Annotated in this window: 17 protein-coding genes; 10 read left to right on the top strand and 7 right to left on the bottom strand. The window is 62.9% G+C overall.

The window, feature by feature from the left end:
- Positions 1 to 57: 57 nt before the first annotated feature.
- A complete protein-coding gene (locus RFM68_RS19800) occupies positions 58 to 483 on the bottom strand; it encodes a DUF3775 domain-containing protein (protein ID WP_320234688.1) in 426 nt (141 codons plus the stop codon).
- 178 nt (positions 484 to 661) lie between these two features.
- Between RFM68_RS19800 and RFM68_RS19795 the strand changes: the two genes are divergently transcribed.
- Positions 662 to 1,198 (top strand): tetratricopeptide repeat protein, encoded by a 537-nt coding sequence (locus RFM68_RS19795; RefSeq protein ID WP_320234687.1) that lies wholly within the window; start codon positions 662 to 664, stop codon positions 1,196 to 1,198.
- 263 nt (positions 1,199 to 1,461) lie between these two features.
- A complete protein-coding gene (gene greA, locus RFM68_RS19790) occupies positions 1,462 to 1,935 on the top strand; it encodes a transcription elongation factor GreA (protein ID WP_320234686.1) in 474 nt (157 codons plus the stop codon).
- Between the two features lie 5 nt (positions 1,936 to 1,940).
- Here greA and waaC read toward each other — a convergent pair whose 3' ends face one another.
- The 3 genes from waaC to rfaD are packed head-to-tail and all read right to left on the bottom strand — an operon-like array spanning position 1,941 to position 4,845.
- On the bottom strand, positions 1,941 to 2,915 hold the full coding sequence (gene waaC, locus RFM68_RS19785; protein WP_320234685.1) for a lipopolysaccharide heptosyltransferase I: 975 nt from the start codon (positions 2,913 to 2,915) through the stop codon (positions 1,941 to 1,943).
- The gene (waaF, locus tag RFM68_RS19780; RefSeq protein WP_320234684.1) at positions 2,912 to 3,919 is read right to left on the bottom strand and encodes a lipopolysaccharide heptosyltransferase II; all 1,008 of its coding nucleotides are present in this window, start codon (positions 3,917 to 3,919) and stop codon (positions 2,912 to 2,914) included. Before waaF ends, waaC begins: the two co-directional genes overlap by 4 nt.
- The gene (rfaD, locus tag RFM68_RS19775) at positions 3,892 to 4,845 is read right to left on the bottom strand and encodes an ADP-glyceromanno-heptose 6-epimerase (RefSeq protein ID WP_320234683.1); all 954 of its coding nucleotides are present in this window, start codon (positions 4,843 to 4,845) and stop codon (positions 3,892 to 3,894) included. The genes waaF and rfaD overlap by 28 nt, the downstream gene beginning before the upstream one ends.
- Before the next feature lie 146 nt (positions 4,846 to 4,991).
- Here rfaD and RFM68_RS19770 point away from each other — a divergent pair, with 146 nt between their 5' ends.
- The 6 genes from RFM68_RS19770 to RFM68_RS19745 all read left to right on the top strand — a co-directional run bounded on the left by RFM68_RS19770 (position 4,992) and on the right by RFM68_RS19745 (position 9,114).
- Complete coding sequence (locus RFM68_RS19770) at positions 4,992 to 5,228, top strand: type II toxin-antitoxin system Phd/YefM family antitoxin (RefSeq protein ID WP_320234682.1); 237 nt, start codon at positions 4,992 to 4,994, stop codon at positions 5,226 to 5,228.
- Positions 5,194 to 5,634 carry a hypothetical protein gene (locus RFM68_RS19765; RefSeq protein ID WP_320234681.1) on the top strand — a complete coding sequence of 147 codons (441 nt, stop codon included), beginning with the start codon at positions 5,194 to 5,196 and terminating at the stop codon, positions 5,632 to 5,634. The genes RFM68_RS19770 and RFM68_RS19765 overlap by 35 nt, the downstream gene beginning before the upstream one ends.
- A gap of 31 nt (positions 5,635 to 5,665) precedes the next feature.
- Positions 5,666 to 6,298, top strand: coding sequence for a LysE family translocator (locus RFM68_RS19760; protein ID WP_320234680.1), 633 nt, complete (start codon positions 5,666 to 5,668; stop codon positions 6,296 to 6,298).
- A 126-nt stretch (positions 6,299 to 6,424) separates the two neighbouring features.
- Positions 6,425 to 7,909, top strand: a complete 1,485-nt coding sequence (gene rfaE1, locus RFM68_RS19755; RefSeq protein WP_320234679.1) for a D-glycero-beta-D-manno-heptose-7-phosphate kinase — start codon at positions 6,425 to 6,427, stop codon at positions 7,907 to 7,909.
- 7 nt (positions 7,910 to 7,916) lie between these two features.
- Positions 7,917 to 8,489, top strand: a complete 573-nt coding sequence (locus tag RFM68_RS19750) for a D-sedoheptulose-7-phosphate isomerase (protein WP_040996773.1) — start codon at positions 7,917 to 7,919, stop codon at positions 8,487 to 8,489.
- Positions 8,482 to 9,114, top strand: coding sequence for a D-glycero-alpha-D-manno-heptose-1,7-bisphosphate 7-phosphatase (locus tag RFM68_RS19745; RefSeq protein WP_320234678.1), 633 nt, complete (start codon positions 8,482 to 8,484; stop codon positions 9,112 to 9,114). The genes RFM68_RS19750 and RFM68_RS19745 overlap by 8 nt, the downstream gene beginning before the upstream one ends.
- Before the next feature lie 68 nt (positions 9,115 to 9,182).
- On the opposite strand, the gene RFM68_RS19740 is transcribed toward RFM68_RS19745, so the two are convergent.
- Positions 9,183 to 9,659 (bottom strand): Lrp/AsnC family transcriptional regulator, encoded by a 477-nt coding sequence (locus RFM68_RS19740; RefSeq protein WP_320234677.1) that lies wholly within the window; start codon positions 9,657 to 9,659, stop codon positions 9,183 to 9,185.
- Positions 9,660 to 9,936: 277 nt separating this feature from the next.
- Here RFM68_RS19740 and trxB point away from each other — a divergent pair, with 277 nt between their 5' ends.
- Positions 9,937 to 10,911 carry a thioredoxin-disulfide reductase gene (gene trxB / locus RFM68_RS19735; protein WP_320234676.1) on the top strand — a complete coding sequence of 325 codons (975 nt, stop codon included), beginning with the start codon at positions 9,937 to 9,939 and terminating at the stop codon, positions 10,909 to 10,911.
- Positions 10,912 to 10,983: 72 nt separating this feature from the next.
- A complete protein-coding gene (locus RFM68_RS19730; RefSeq protein ID WP_320234675.1) occupies positions 10,984 to 11,880 on the top strand; it encodes a LysR family transcriptional regulator in 897 nt (298 codons plus the stop codon).
- A gap of 151 nt (positions 11,881 to 12,031) precedes the next feature.
- Here RFM68_RS19730 and RFM68_RS19725 read toward each other — a convergent pair whose 3' ends face one another.
- Positions 12,032 to 12,529 carry a methyltransferase family protein gene (locus RFM68_RS19725; protein WP_320234775.1) on the bottom strand — a complete coding sequence of 166 codons (498 nt, stop codon included), beginning with the start codon at positions 12,527 to 12,529 and terminating at the stop codon, positions 12,032 to 12,034.
- A gap of 688 nt (positions 12,530 to 13,217) precedes the next feature.
- Positions 13,218 to 15,266, bottom strand: a complete 2,049-nt coding sequence (locus RFM68_RS19720) for an elongation factor G (RefSeq protein WP_320234674.1) — start codon at positions 15,264 to 15,266, stop codon at positions 13,218 to 13,220.
- Positions 15,267 to 15,371 lie beyond the last annotated feature (105 nt).

Here is a 15,371-nt window from a genome sequence, read left to right as displayed (position 1 = left end):
GCGTTGCGAAGTTGCTTGCGTCACCCTCCTTGCTGATCACAATCGGTTACCGGCGCGTTACGCGCCGATGGCCTCAAGGCCTTCCTCCAGCCAGTCGGCAAGCATCGGCAGGCCGAGCAGATATTTCGCCGTGCGCTTTCTGGGCCGGTCCTTGGCGGCGGCCACCGCATCCGCCCATTCGGACGCGTCATAGTCGCCGCGCCCGACCCAGGCGAGCGCAATCAGTTCGGCCGCTTCGTCGATGTTGAGATCGTTGATCAGTTCGCGGAATTCTTCCTCGGTGAGGTTTTCCGAGGCCTCCTCGACAAGGCCGTCATGGTGGTGGCAGGCATGTCTGTCGCCGTCGAACTCGACCTCGTGCTCGGCGCCATCGTCATAGTCCTCGTTGACGGCGGCGCTCAACGCCTTCGCCTTGAGGACGAACAGGCGCACCGTGTCCGGATCGATCGAAAGATCCCATTCCTTCTCGAGGCGCTGCTGCACGGCCCTTCTCCACGTGATGCGCTTGTCGTGGATGATAGCGGATTTGCAGCGCGCGTCACGTCCGCAGGTAACGGCTTCTGACCAGCCGTTCAAAATAGTTCGGCATCTGCCTGGATTTCGGGATGAAACCGCGCCGAGGCGGCGTTAATCTGCCATTGTCACGCTCAAGGAGGCTTCGATGCGCAGACGTTTGCTTATTCAGGTTATGGCTATTGCGGCACTGCCGCTGTTTGTGGCGCCTGCGTTCACGGCAGGTGAGGGTGGCAGCAGCGGCGGCCAGACGACCACGCAATGCAAGAAGGGCGAAGTCTGGGACAAGAAGAAAAACAAATGCGTAAAGCCGCAATATGGCATGCTCGACGACGACAGCATCTATGAGGCGGGCCACGATCTCGCGATGGCCGGACGCTATGACGAAGCGATCTCGGTGCTGACGCTCGCCGCCAACAAGCAGGATCCGCGCATTCTCAACTATCTTGGCTATTCGCATCGCCATTCCGGCCGCGTCACCGTCGGCCTCGGCTATTACGAGGAAGCGCTGAGGATCGACCCGAACTACACGCTGGTGCGCGAATATCTCGGCGAGGCGCATCTGCAGATCGGCGATCTTGCCGGCGCCCAGGAGCAGCTCCAGGAAATCGAAAAGCGGACCGGCAAGGGCTCGCGCGAATACGGCATGCTGTCCGAGCAGATCGATCATTTCCTGAGAAGCTGAACAGATCTCAACGCTGCTTGAACCGGCTGCGAGCAATCACAGCCGGTTTTTTCTTGTTCGCCTCCAGCCGCAGACCCGCGAAAGCGGTGATGATTTTGCCGAACTTCAATTTTTGGGCGTGAAAATCGCGCGAAGATCGCTATATTCGGGGAAATTGTGGTGAAACGGTACCGTTAGCCCGAGGCTGCCGGACCGTTTTCTTTTTGTACCCATTGACAAGGCCGCTCCCGAAAACGGGGGTGGCGGCAGGAAAGGTCAGGCATATGATCATGGTCCCGATGACAGGCGAGGGGTTCGCGTCATTGAAGGAAGAACTCCGCTGGCGCCAGCAGGAGGAACGTCCTCGCATCATCGAGGCGATCTCCGAAGCGCGCTCGCATGGCGACCTGTCCGAAAATGCCGAATATCATGCGGCGAAGGAGTCGCAGAGTCACAATGAAGGCCGCATCAACGAGCTCGAGGATCTGATCGCGCGCGCCGAGGTCATCGACGTCTCGAAGCTTTCCGGCGACAAGGTGAAGTTCGGCGCGACCGTCGTGCTGGTCGACGAGGACACCGAGGAAAAGAAGACCTACCAGATCGTCGGCGACCAGGAAGCGGACGTGAAGTCGGGCCGCATCTCGATTTCATCGCCGATCGCGCGCGCGCTCATCGGCAAGGAAGTCGGCGACGCCATCGAGGTCAACGCTCCGGGCGGCGCCAGAGGATATGAGATCGTCCAGGTCCAGTTCATCTAAGAAAGCTAGGCTGGCGCCCTTGAACGGAGCGTCAGCAATCGTTCCGCCTCCGCTATAACGTCAGCCGGCGCGACCTTGCCGCCGGCCGACGCGGGCAGCGTGGATGAGTACGGCCCGCGTGGGCCGGTCAGGCCTGGCTCCGTCGCCAGGAAGATGGCGACCGTCGGCAAGCCGAAGGCGCTGGCCAGGTGGGTGAGGCCGGTATCGGCGCCGATGACGAGCGCCGAGCGACCGAGGATTGCGGCGACATCCGCGAGCGGCGATTTCGGAACCAGCACCGTCTTCGGCACGGCGCCGGCAATGGCTTTTGCCACAGAATTTTCCGCCTCGTTCGACCAGGTGACCACCGGCGTGAATTGCCGGCCCGCCAGCTGGCGCGCGGTTTCGATCCAATCCTCGACCGGCCATTTCTTGTCTTCGCGACTGGTGCCGTGCAGCAACAAGGCGGTTCTGCCTTCAACGCTGGGCAGGCCGCCCGCCGGCGGGACGATGCCTGACTGAAGTGTTGACAGATCCGGCTGATAGCCAAGCATCAGCCCGAACAGCCGCCTGGTGCGCTCGATTGCGTGCAGGTCGCGCGGCACGGCGTATTTGCGCCGGTAAAACAGCGTTGCCGAAGGCTCGCGGGCGCTCGCCCGATCGAAGCCGGCAATCGGCGCGCCGGCCTGGATGGCGACCAGGGCCGACTTCAACAAGCCTTGCGCGTCGATGACAAGATCGTATTGGGAGGCGCGGAGCGCTCCGCGCAGTCCGGCCATCTCGCGCCACGTGCCGCCGTCGAACAGCGTCTTGCGCCAGCGCCGGATCGCCACCTTGTGGATCACCCCAATCGCCGGATGCAGCGCCACGATGCCGGCAAACGGCGCCTCCACGCACCAGTCGAAGTCTATGTCGGGGCGACTGCGTACCGCGTCCTCGACGGCGGGAAAGGTGTGGATGACGTCGCCCATCGACGACGTCTTGACGATCAGCACCTTCATGCCGCCGCCGGAACCTTGAGCAAGCGGTCGGCCGCGGCGGTGACGCGGGCGGCATCGAGCGTCTTCAGGCAGTTGAGATGGCCGAGCGGGCAGACCTTCTTGTGGCAGGGCGAGCAGGACAGATGCAGCCAGATCAGCTCGGAGCGCTCGCTGAGCGGCGGCGTGTTTTCCGGGGAGGTCGAACCGTAGACGGCCACGATCGGCGTGCCGACGGCGGCGGCGACATGCATCAGCCCGCTGTCGTTCGACACCGCGAGCTTCGCCGCGGCGATCAGGTCGATGGCGTCCTCGAGGCGAGTCTTGCCGGCAAGGTCGATGGCGCCCGGCGCGAGCGCGGCGATCTCGCCGGTCACGTCGGCGTCGTTCCTGGAGCCGAGCAGAGCCACGCGCAGACCCTTTGCCATCATTTCCCGGGCAAACCCGGCATAGTGATCGCTTGGCCAGCGTTTTGCCGGGCCGAACTCGGCGCCGGGCATCAAGGCGACGAATTTTTCTCCGGTCAGTCCGAAGCGCGCCAGCAGATCGGCTTGATTGGCCTTGTCGACGGTAAGCCTCGGCGCGCGAAAGGTGCCGCCGCGCGCGAGGCCGAAATAGGCGCGCGCCGTACGTCGCTTCAGCGCTTCTGCCAGCGGTACGACATCCGTCAGCAGGCCGTAGCGCATTTCACGCAAGTTGCCGACGCGGTGCGGGATGCGGGCGAAGAACGGGATCAAAGCCGATTTCCAGCTTCCCGGCAGCACATAGGCTATGTCGTAGCGACCGCGCAGCAGCCGGCCGAAGCGTCTACGGCTGCGGAATTCAAGCGCTCCGGGCATCAACGGAAAGTCGATCTGGCTGCGTATCTCGGGCATGCGCTTGACCAGGGGTGCCGCCCAGGCCGGCGCCAGCACGTCGATGACCGCGTTCGGATGCTTTTCCTTCAGCGCCGCAAACAGGCACTGCGCCATGACCATGTCGCCCACCCAGCGTGGGCCGATCACGAGGATCGTTGGGCCTTCAGCCATTCGACATAGTCCCTGACGCCGGTTTCGACTGTGCGGAATTGGCCATTGTAGCCAGCCGCGCGCAAGCGGGACATATCAGCTTGCGTAAAACTCTGGTAGCTGCCCTTGAGATGGTCGGGGAAGGGGATGAATTCAATCTCCCCCTTGCCTAGCGTGTCGATCACCGTCTCGGCGATGGCGCGGAACGGTTGGGCGCGGCCGGTACCGCAGTTGAAGATGCCGCTCGCCCCGCGCTTCCAAAGCCACAGATTGACCTCCGCGACATCGCCGACATGGATGAAATCGCGGCTCTGCTCGCCAGGGCCGAAGTCGCCATAGGCGCCGAACAGTTTCGGGTTTTCGCCGCGCTCGACCTGGTTGAACAAATGGAAAGCGACCGAAGCCATGGCGCCTTTATGCGCCTCGCGCGGCCCATAGACGTTGAAATAGCGCAACCCGGTGACCTGCGAATGATCGGTCTCGAAGACGTTGCGGCGGACGTAATCGTCGAACAGCTTCTTCGAGTAGGCATAGACGTTGAGCGGCCGCTCGAACTCAGGCTCCTCGCGGAATTCGCTGCCGCCGCCATAGACCGAAGCCGACGAGGCATAGAGGAAGGGCACACGCAGCGCCAGGCAGGCATGCAAGAGCCGCTTCGAATAGGCGTAGTTCACCTCCATCATGAACTTGCCGTTCCACTCGGTGGTGGTCGAGCAGGCTCCTTGATGGAAGACGGCCTCGATGCGGCGGCCGAGCGCGCCACCCTCGAGCCGCGCGAGAAAATCGTCCTTGTCGAGATAGTCGGCGATGCGAAGGTCGGCGAGGTTGGCGATCTTGTGGCCGTCGGTGAGATCGTCGACGACGACGATATCGTCATGGCCCTCGGCATTGAGAGCGGCGACGATGTTGGAGCCGATCATGCCGGCGCCGCCCGTGACGATGATCATGAAGGCCTCTGTTGCTTCCGATTCCGGCTCTTATAGGGGAGGCCAGCCGGGCTGTCGACAAAGCAGGCGTCGCCCTGCATTGAGGGGTTTCGCACTTGTCTATTTTGTCTTTTTTGTCTATTATGTACAAAATGGAGTAGTAGCCCATGAAAAACTATCCATCGACCGATCTGAAACAGAAGCTCGGAGATGTGCTTGCGGCTGCGAGCCAAGAGCCTGTCGCCATCACTCGTCACAACAAGCCGAGATACGTCCTGATGAGCATCGAGACTTACGAGGCTCGCGCCGTCAACGATGGCCGCCGCGTTTACGCGGCGAAAGACGCCCCGGCCGAACATGTCGAGATGCTTGAGCAATACTCTGCCGAGCTGGATCGTGATTAGGCCAATAGCTGCCGACGTCTGGCGATATCCGTATTTGTGGTATCGCCAGCATGGCGGCGGCGAGACGGAAGGCCGCAAGAAACGACCCGTCGCCTTCGTGGCCGTCCTTCCCGGCAAAGCCGGCGGCACGAATCTCTTCATCCTCGCAATCACCTCCACGCAGCCGGGTCGCGATCGTGTCGCCGTTGCCATTCCGGAAATTGAACGCCGTCGCTCCGGCCTTGACCCTATTCCTCTTTGGGTCATAGTCGACGAGTACAATCACGATATCTTGGAATCGTCGGCCTATTTCGAACCGGGCGCGCGCATCGGCGCATTCAGTTCTTCATTCCACAAGAAAGTCATGGCTGCTTTCATCGCGGTTGTCCGCGAAGGCCAATCAAAAGCCATTCCGCGTGCGGACTGAACAACGTGCAACCGGATCATGAGGGATAAAAATGCCGTCGACCGAACTGCTCATCGCGTTCTTCGCCACCACCGCGATCTTCGCTTACATTCCCGGTCCTGCCATGCTCTACGCCGCTGGGCAGACGGTGGCACGCGGCCGCTGGTCGGGGCTGACGGCGGCACTTGGCATTCACCTTGGTGGTTATTTCCATGTCTTTGCGGCCGCCGCCGGCCTGTCGGTGCTGTTTCACGCCGTGCCGCCGCTCTATATGGCGGTCAAGCTGTTCGGCGCGCTCTATCTGATCTGGCTCGGCGTCTGCCTGTTCCGAAAGCGTGCGGATGGCGAGACGGGTTTGCCCGTCATCGAGCGTAAATCGGCCCGTCGCGCTTTTTTCGAGAGCATCACGGTCGAAGTGCTCAATCCCAAGACGGCGATCTTCTTCATGGCGTTCCTGCCGCAGTTCATCGACGCCTCGGCGGCGCTGCCGGTCTGGTTGCAGTTCGTGGCCTTGGGAACCATCGTCAACCTGATGTTTTCCTCGGCCGATATCGCCTGTGTGTTTCTCGCCGGCGCGATGGTCGCGCGGCTTCGCCGATCGGGCCGGGCGCAGCGTTTGATGCAACGGGCAGGCGGCACCGTGCTTGTCGGGCTCGGCGTTCATGTCGCCCTGCAGAGGAGCTGAGGTAGGCGGGCCGGCGTTGCACTGACCCGAATTGCGATATATCGGCATCGCCTTGAGCAGCCACGCCACAATTCCGGCGCTCAAATCTAATCAAGTCCGGCCTTCTTCAGGCATACCTCGAGTGAGATGATCAAGCACAATCCGCCTTCTCCGGAACCTTTGCATCGCACCATCGCCCGATTCGGCGACGTCACCGTGCTGGTGGTGGGTGATTTCATCCTCGACCGTTTCGTCAACGGCGTGATCGAACGCATCTCGCCGGAAGCCCCTATCCCCGTGCTGCATGGACGGGGCGAGATGTCGAACATGGGCGGCGCCGGCAATGTCGTCTCCAACATCGTTTCGCTGGGCGCAGCCGCAATTGCCGTTTCGGTGATCGGCGCCGACCAGGCGGGCAACAATATGATGCGCATGCTCGGCGAGATCGGCGTCGACACCGACGGGCTTCTGCAGCGGTCGGACCGCATTACCTCGTCGAAAAGCCGCTTCAGCGCGCTCAACCAGCAGGTGCTGCGTTTCGACGAGGAGGAGATCAAGCCGCTTACTTCCGCCGAGCGGGCGAAGCTCATCGATCATTTCCAGGCGGCCCTTGGCCGGGCCGACATCGTCATCCTCTCCGATTATGGCAAAGGCATCCTGCTCGACGGCGTCGCCGGCGAGCTGATCGCGATCTGCCGCGATGCCGGCAAGCCGGTGCTGGTCGACCCGAAGGGCCGCGACTATGCGCGCTATGCAGGTGCTACGGCAGTGACGCCGAACCGCAAGGAACTTGGCGAGGCAGTCGGGCGAAAGGTGTTCGGCGATGACGAGATCGTGGCCGCGGCGCGCGACCTGATCGCCGCGCATGATTTCGAGTTCATCGTCGCCACGCGCAGCGAAAAGGGCATGAGCGTGGTCTCCGCCGAGGACGCCCGCCATATCTCCACCCAGGCGCGCGAAGTGTTCGACGTTTCCGGCGCCGGCGACACGGTCATCGCGAGTTTCGCGCTTTCGCTCGCCGCCGGCGCCGACCGGGTGCATGCCGCCGTCGTCGCCAACGCGGCCGGCGGCGTCGTAGTGGGAAAACGCGGCACCGCGCGGCTGAACGTCGAGGAACTGTCCGGCGCGCTGTTCCGCTCACATGGGCCCGTTGCTCACACGGATGCCATCCTTGACGCCAATGCGGCGGCCAGGATGGTCGCCGCCTGGAAGGAAGAGGGGCTGACCGTCGGCTTCACCAATGGCTGCTTCGATATTCTGCATGCCGGCCATGTCAGCCTGCTGCATGCCGCGCGCAGCCAGTGCGACCGGTTGGTGCTCGGCCTCAACAGCGACGCCTCGGTGCACCGGCTGAAGGGGCCTGGGCGCCCGGTCAACAACCAGCACGACCGCGCCTGCGTGCTGGCCGCGCTTGCCTCGGTCGATGCCGTCGTCGTCTTCGAGGAAGACACGCCGCTCAAGCTGATCGAGGCGCTTCTACCGGACATTCTGGTTAAGGGCGCCGACTACACGATCGAGACCGTGGTCGGCGCCGATGTGGTGCAGAAGGCCGGCGGGCGCGTGGTGCTGGTCGACCTCGTCGCCGGCAAGAGCACGACGAACACGATCGGCAAGCTGCGTGCCGCAAACTGAGGGTCTCATGTCCGATTTGAACGACTACCTGGTCCGCTCCGCGGCGGCGATCTCGGCGATGGTCGAGCGCGACCTGACCGGCGAGATGGAACGCGCGGTAAGCACGGTGGTGACGGCGCTTTCGCAAGGCAAGGCGCTGCTGATCTGCGGCAATGGCGGTTCGGCCAGCGATGCCATCCACATCGCCGGCGAGCTGGTCGGCCGCTTCCTGAAGGAACGCAAGGCCTACAACGTCATCGCGCTGCCGGCCAACGCCGCGGTGCTGACCGCCTGGGGCAACGACTATGGCTTCGATACCGTGTTCTCGCGCCAGGTCGAGGCGCATGGGTCGAAAGGAGCGGTGCTGCTGGCGATCTCGACCAGCGGCAATTCGCCGAGCATCCTCGCCGCCGCCGAGCAGGCGCGGGCGATGGGCATGACGGTTATCAGCCTGACCGGCGAGACGGGCGGCAAGCTAAAGCCGCTGACCGACATCCTGCTCAACGTGCCCTCGACCTCGACGCCGATCATCCAGCAGGGGCACCTGTGCCTCTACCATCATCTGTGCGAAGCGGTCGAAGCGCGTCTCAGCAATGGCTGAGAGCGGTGCGGCCTTCCCGCTTGCCGAGCCCGGCCTGTGGGTGGAGCGGATTGGCTCCAAGGAGTTTCCAGCCGGCCGGCCGGCGCTGTTCCTCGACCGCGACGGCACGATCAATGTCGACACCGGCTATCCCGACGATCCGGCGGCCATGGTGTTGCGCGACGGTATCGCGCCGGTCATCGAGGCCGCGAACCAATGCGGCATTCCGGTCGTGGTCGTCACCAACCAGTCCGGCATCGCGCGCGGCTATTTCGGCTGGGATGCGTTCGCTCGGGTCAACAGGCGCGTGCTCGATCTGCTGGGCGAGCGGAATTCTTTCGTGGACATGGTGCTTGCCTGCGCCTACCACGAGGCCGGCTCGGGTCCGTTGACGATTGCCGATCATCCGATGCGCAAGCCCAATCCGGGCATGCTGCTGGAGGCGGGCTGTCGGCTCGGCCTCGACCTGAAGCGATCGCTGATCGTCGGCGACAAGCCGGCCGATATGGAAGCCGGCCAGCGCGCCGGCCTTGGGCGCGGCTGGCTCGTCGAGGGCGAGGTCTCGACGATGGGCGGGCTTTCGGTTTTCCCGTTGCGCGATGCGCACGATGTTGACGGCCTGCTCACCGCGATACGATCGCTCTGATCGCGGACTGATTCAAAACTCAACGCCAAGCCGCTGTTTTTTCAGCGGCGCCACCGCAATCCGTCACGTTAAGCCGGAAAGGCCACCAGCCCTTCATCCTTGACTCGGCGGATGGTCAAGGCCGTGCGCACAGTGTCGACGTTAGGCGCCGAAGCCAGTTCCTCGATGACGAAGGTCTGGAAGGTGCCGAGATCGCTCGCCACGCAATGCAGCAGGAAATCGGATTCGCCCGAGACCATCCAGGCGTCGCGGACGATCGGCCAGCCACGGGTGCGCTCGGCGAAGGTTTTCAGCTCGGCATCGGCCTGATGATGCAGGCCGATGAGGCAGAAAGCGACCACATCCATGCCGAGCGCGGGCGCGTTAAGGAGGGCGCGGTAGCCGCGGATGATGCCGGCCTCTTCCAGCCGCCTGACGCGGCGCAGGCAAGGCGGCGCCGAGATGCCGACACGGCTCGACAATTCGACATTGGTCATGCGGCCGTCGCCCTGCAGCTCGCGCAGGATCTTCCAGTCGATGGCGTCGAGGTCGGCTTTCAGCGGCATGAATGGCTTTCGCGCAAGAATCTTTCGCGATTTTGTAATTTGGTTTCGTGCCGGAGGCTATCCCTTTGCGATGATTTTCTCCTTGTTTTGATGCATGTCGTGATCCCGGAATCGCGCACACCTCTGAGCAACATGCGTTAATGACGAGCGGCGATATGGCCCGATATGCATGGAACGAAGCTTTCCGGGGACGAAGCCCAACCTGCCTTGCTGGCCTCACGGGCAACACTTACATTACGTGCAACAACCACGGCTTCGCGCCGCAGGGGACTTTTTCATGAACACCAAGCACGCACCCGTTCTTATCATCGGTTCCGGCCCGGCCGGTTATACGGCGGCGGTCTATGCCGCCCGCGCCATGCTGAAGCCGATGCTGGTCGCCGGCCTGCAGCAGGGCGGCCAGCTGATGATCACCACCGACGTCGAAAACTACCCGGGCTTCGCCGATCCGATCCAGGGCCCCTGGCTGATGGAGCAAATGCTCAAACAGGCCGAGCACGTCGGCACCGATATCATCAACGACATCATCACCGAGGTCGATCTCAATGTGCGGCCGTTCCGCGCGACCGGCGATTCCGGCACCGTCTACACGGCGGATACGCTGATCATTGCCACCGGCGCGCAGGCCAAGTGGCTCGGCATCCCTTCGGAGCAGACCTTCATGGGCTTCGGCGTCTCGGCCTGCGCCACCTGCGACGGCTTCTTCTACCGCGGCAAGGATGTCGCGGTGGTCGGCGGCGGCAATTCGGCGGTCGAGGAGGCGCTCTATCTGTCGAACCTCGCCAAGAGCGTCACCGTCATCCACCGGCGCAGCGATTTCCGCGCCGAGCGCATCCTGCGCGAGCGGCTGCTCAAGAAGGACAATGTCCGCGTCATCTGGGACACGGTCGTCGACGAGATCACCGGGCGGCCGGGCAAGGCGCCGCTGCCGCCATCGGTGGAAGGCTTGACGCTGCGCAACGTCGTGACCGGCCAGGAATCGAAGCTGCCGTTCGACGGCGTGTTCGTCGCGATCGGTCACGCGCCGGCAGTGGAGCTCTTTGCCGGCAAGCTGAAGCAGAAGCCGAACGGCTATCTGTGGACGGCGCCGGATTCGACCCGCACCGACGTACCCGGCGTGTTTGCCGCCGGCGACGTCACCGACGACGTCTACCGCCAGGCGGTGACGGCGGCGGGGCTTGGCTGCATGGCGGCGCTCGAGGCGGAAAAATACCTGGCGGGTATCGAGGTTCACCGCGAAGCAGCGGAATAACAAATCGGCTGAGAAAAGCCGTTTAAAAGCCTGTTTTATCATTCAGACGCCAAAGGCTACGCGAGGGGAATCATGGCGCTGGACTGGGACAAATTACGCGTATTTCACGCAGCGGCGGAGGCCGGGTCGTTCACCCATGCCGCCGAGACGCTGCATCTGTCGCAATCGGCCATTTCGCGGCAGGTCAGCGCGCTGGAGCATGACGTCGGCGTAGCGCTGTTCCATCGCCATGCGCGCGGCCTGGTGCTGACCGAGCAAGGCGAAATGCTGTTTCGCACGGCGCATGACGTGCTGATGAAACTCGAGACCATCAAGACGCGGCTGACCGAGACCAAGGACCGGCCGTCCGGCGTGCTGCGGGTGACGACCACGGTGGGCTTGGGCGCCGGCTGGCTGACCGAGCGCGTGCAGGAATTCATCGAGCTCTATCCCGAGATCAGCCTGCAGCTGATCCTCGCCAATGAGGAGCTCGACCTCACCATGCGCCAGGCCGATTGCGCCATCCGGCTGCGCCAGCCGCAACAGCCGGACCTTATCCAGCGTCGGCTTTTCACGGTGCATTTCCATCTCTATGCGGCGCCGTCCTATATCGCGAAGTTCGGCAGGCCGGCCTCGATCGCCGAGCTCAGGAACCATCGCATCGTCACCTTCGGCGTGCCGGTGCCTTCGCATCTGTCGGAGTTGAACTGGCTGGAGACGGTCGGCGATTTCGAGGGCGGGCAACGAGTGCCAACGCTGCAGATCAACGACATCTTGTCGATCAAGCGCGCGGTCCAGGGCGGCGCCGGCATCGCCATGCTGCCGGACTACGTCATCAGCAAGGATACGAACCTGATCCAGCTGCTACCGGAAACCGAGGTGCCTTCCTTCGACACCTATTTCGCCTATCCCGACGCGATGAAGAACCAGGCGAAGCTGCACGTGTTTCGCGATTTTGTCATCGCCAAGGCGCGCAGCTGGTCCTACTAGAGCGTTTCACCGTTTCTCGGAAACGGCGAACCGGCTCTATCTCTTTGATTTGACGCAATTCCGGACGGAAAACCGCTGCGCACTTTCCCAGGGATATTCAGGTGAGGCCGGCCTGACCTGAATCTCGACACACCCTGGGCTGGCGCCATGCCTAACCGCGCCATGGCGTCAACCGCGGCAGCCAGCCGGGCACGGCGCGGCGATAAGCTTCGTATTGCGCGCCATAGCGTTGGGCGAGCGTCGGCTCCTCGTAGACTTTGACGAAGGAGACCATCGCTGCTGCCGCAATCAGGCCGTAGATCACGACCGGCCGGCTCGAGAAAATAAGCGCCTGGCCAAGGATGATCGACAGCACCGCCACATACATCGGGTTGCGCACATGGCGGTAGATGCCGCCAACGACCAGTTTTTCCGTCGGCGCTACCGGCGCCGGTGTGCCAAGGCCTTCAAGCGCGAAGCGGGCGAAGGCATGTAGCAAGATGGCGGCCGCTCCGACCACAAGGATCAAGCCCGCGGGCACGAAGCCCGGCACAGCCGACAGAGGTTTGCGATATTGGTCGGTCAGCAGCCAGGGCACCAGCCCGGCGACAACACCTGGCGCGACGACAAGGAACAGCGCGCTGCCGGCGATTGCTGAAAAAGTCCGCATCATCGGTCTCCTGCCGCAAAAATAAACTCGGCTTGCCGAAATCGGCATCATTTGCCGACTCGCATTTTTCCGAGCAAAATCGGTTCGGTTTTGCATTTTAGTAGTCGCTTTAGGCTTGGAAACACCTCGGAATCGGCGATTTTTCTGGTCCTATGGGTTCCGAGAATAGGTTGGCCCACAGCCTGCGTCTTTTTGCATGCGTGTGTTGCAAAATAGATGCTTGTTTCTTGGGCATGATGAGCACATATATAGTGTCATCTCCAGGGCGCGTTCTCCTCCCATTAGCGCCCTTGAGTGTTCCCCTCTGGAGGTTAGCCTTAATCGGCACTTCCAATCAAACTCAGCCGGATCTTTATTGATCCGGCTTTTTTGTTGCCCGCGTGTCTTCGAGCCGGCAAAAAAAAGACTGAATCCACCACGTAACAGTGACATGTAACATCGGGTAACATGTCGCAGACGCACTCTATCGATTAAGTAGATGATAGGACGCGGTTGATCGGTTCGGGAGATGGGGGCATCACTCGGATAGATCGGGCTCAGGCAGCTACCGCGTCCGAACCATTTTTCCGGATGCGGCGGGACCCGCCGTTGCCTCCCAGGAAAACGGTCCGCAATAGAACGGCGTCCGGGTCATCCGGACGCCGTTTTCTTATCTCCAACAGAAAGATCGGTAGGCAGGCCGACCTGTTCAGGCGGCTTTGCCGTTGGCGTTCATCGCCTCGTCGGCGAGGCGGCCAGTGAGCTCGGCCATGTGGTCGAACGCGGCCTTGTAGCTGGCAACGCCGGCCGTCGCCGAGCGCAGCTCGATGATCAGGTCACCGATTTCCGACTGCGGCATGGTCGCCTCGACCACGTCCCAGCCCGGCCAGTCGGGCCTCGCGTCATAGCCGAGGATCTGGCCGCGGCGCTGCGGGATCAGCGCGATGATCTTCGAGGTTGCGTCGGAGGGCGTGACGATCTCGACCCTCATCACCGGCTCCAGCAAGACCGGCGAACAGGCGGTCATGCCTTCCTTCATCGCGAGCTTCGCCGCCATCTGGAAGGCCATGTCGGAGGAGTCGACCGCGTGGTAGGAGCCGTCCGACAGGTTGACGGCGACATCGACGACCGGAAAGCCGAGCGGGCCCGTCTTCAGATAATCGCGAATGCCGGTCTCCACCGATTGGATATAGGTCTTCGGCACCACGCCACCGGTGATGGTGTCGGAGAACTGGAAGCCCGTGCCGCGCGGCAACGGCTTGATCTCGATCACCACGTCGCCGAATTGGCCGTGGCCGCCGGACTGCTTCTTGTGGCGGCCGCGCTGCTGCGCCGATTTGCGGATGGTTTCGCGGTAGGGCACCGCCGGTGCATGGCCCTCGATCGGAATCTGATTCTTGCCCTCGAGGCGCTCGCGCACCACGCGCAGGTGCATTTCGCCATGGCCCGACAGAATGGTTTCGGCGGAATCCTGATTATGGCGCAGGCTGAGCGAGGGGTCTTCCTCGGCAAGCCGCTGGATGGCCGCCGACATCTTGACCTCGTCCTTGCGCTCCTTGGGGCGAAGCGCGAAGGCAAAGACGGGCTGCGGTGGCTCCAGCGCGACCAATGGCCGGATGCCGCCCTTGGCCGAACTCAGCGTCTGGCCGGTCTTGACGTTGTCGAGCTTGCCGAGCGCGACCGTGTCGCCCGCCTTGGCCGATGTCAGCTTCGACTGGTCCTTGCCGAGCATCCTGTAGATGCCGGAAACCTTCGCCGTGTCGCCATTGGAGAGCAAAAGCTCGGCCGCGTCGGCCAATTGGCCGGAGAGCACGCGCGACACCGAAAGCTTGCCGCCATGCGCGGTGTGGATGGTTTTCATCACCTGCACCACCGTCTGGCCATCGGGCGCGCCAAGGCGCTTCCTCGTTGCCTCGACATCCGGTGCGTCGTGGCGAATGGCCTTCAACAGGCGCAGCACGCCGTTGCCCTTCTCGGCCGTGCCGATCAGCACCGGCGTCACCGCGCCGGCGCGCAGGTCGGCCGAGAGATCGTCGAAGACCGCATCCTTCGGCGGCTCGATCTCCTCCAGCAACTGCTCCATCAGATGATCGTCGTGATCGGCGAGCGTCTCCAACATGGAGAAACGCGCTTCCAGTTCGCGCGCCTTGTCGTCGCCCGGAATTTCGGCGACTTCGCTCTCGGCGTATTCCCGGTAGATATAAGCGCGTTCCAGCGCCAGATCGATCGAGCCGATGACGATGCCGTCCTTGCGCACCGGAATCTGGCGCAGCAGCAGCGGTACCGAACTTGCCGGCTGCAGCATCTTCAGTGTGTCGCGCACGCCGGCAATCGCCTTGTCGACCTTGTTGAGGAACAGGATGCGCGGCACGCCGAGATCATCGAGTTTGCGCATGATGAGCTGGAGCGCCGGGATCTTCTTCTCGTCGGCTTCAGCGACAACGACCGCGAGGTCGCAGGCGGCAAGCACCGGTTCGGCCTCGAAGGCGAATTCGATGGAACCGGGGCAGTCTACGAAGGTGAGCTGCTCGCCCATGAAATCGGTGGTGGCGAAAGTCGCCTCGACGCTCATGGCGTGGGCGCGGGCCTCGGGCGAATGATCGGAAACGGTGTTGCCCGTTGAAACGGGTGACTGGCGGGGAATGGCGCCCGTGCGGGCGAGTATTGCTTCGAGAAGTGTCGTCTTACCGCTTGCAAAGGGACCGACTATGGCGATGCATTTCGGTCCCGTGCGTCGTCCTCCGGCGCGAGTACCCATGGCTGACCTCCACTCAGGCGTTTCCCAAGAGAGCGATCAGCAAAAGTGGAAACGGTTTTGCGTCCGATCGCACCCTATGCAGAGCGGCGGCCGGCCTGTTCGGCC

The sequence above is a fragment of the Mesorhizobium montanum genome (assembly GCF_033977145.1).
In the GTDB taxonomy this organism is placed as follows: domain Bacteria; phylum Pseudomonadota; class Alphaproteobacteria; order Rhizobiales; family Rhizobiaceae; genus Mesorhizobium; species Mesorhizobium montanum.
The sequence above is the reverse complement of the archived record's forward strand: the minus strand, read 5'-3'. Positions and strand labels throughout refer to the sequence as shown.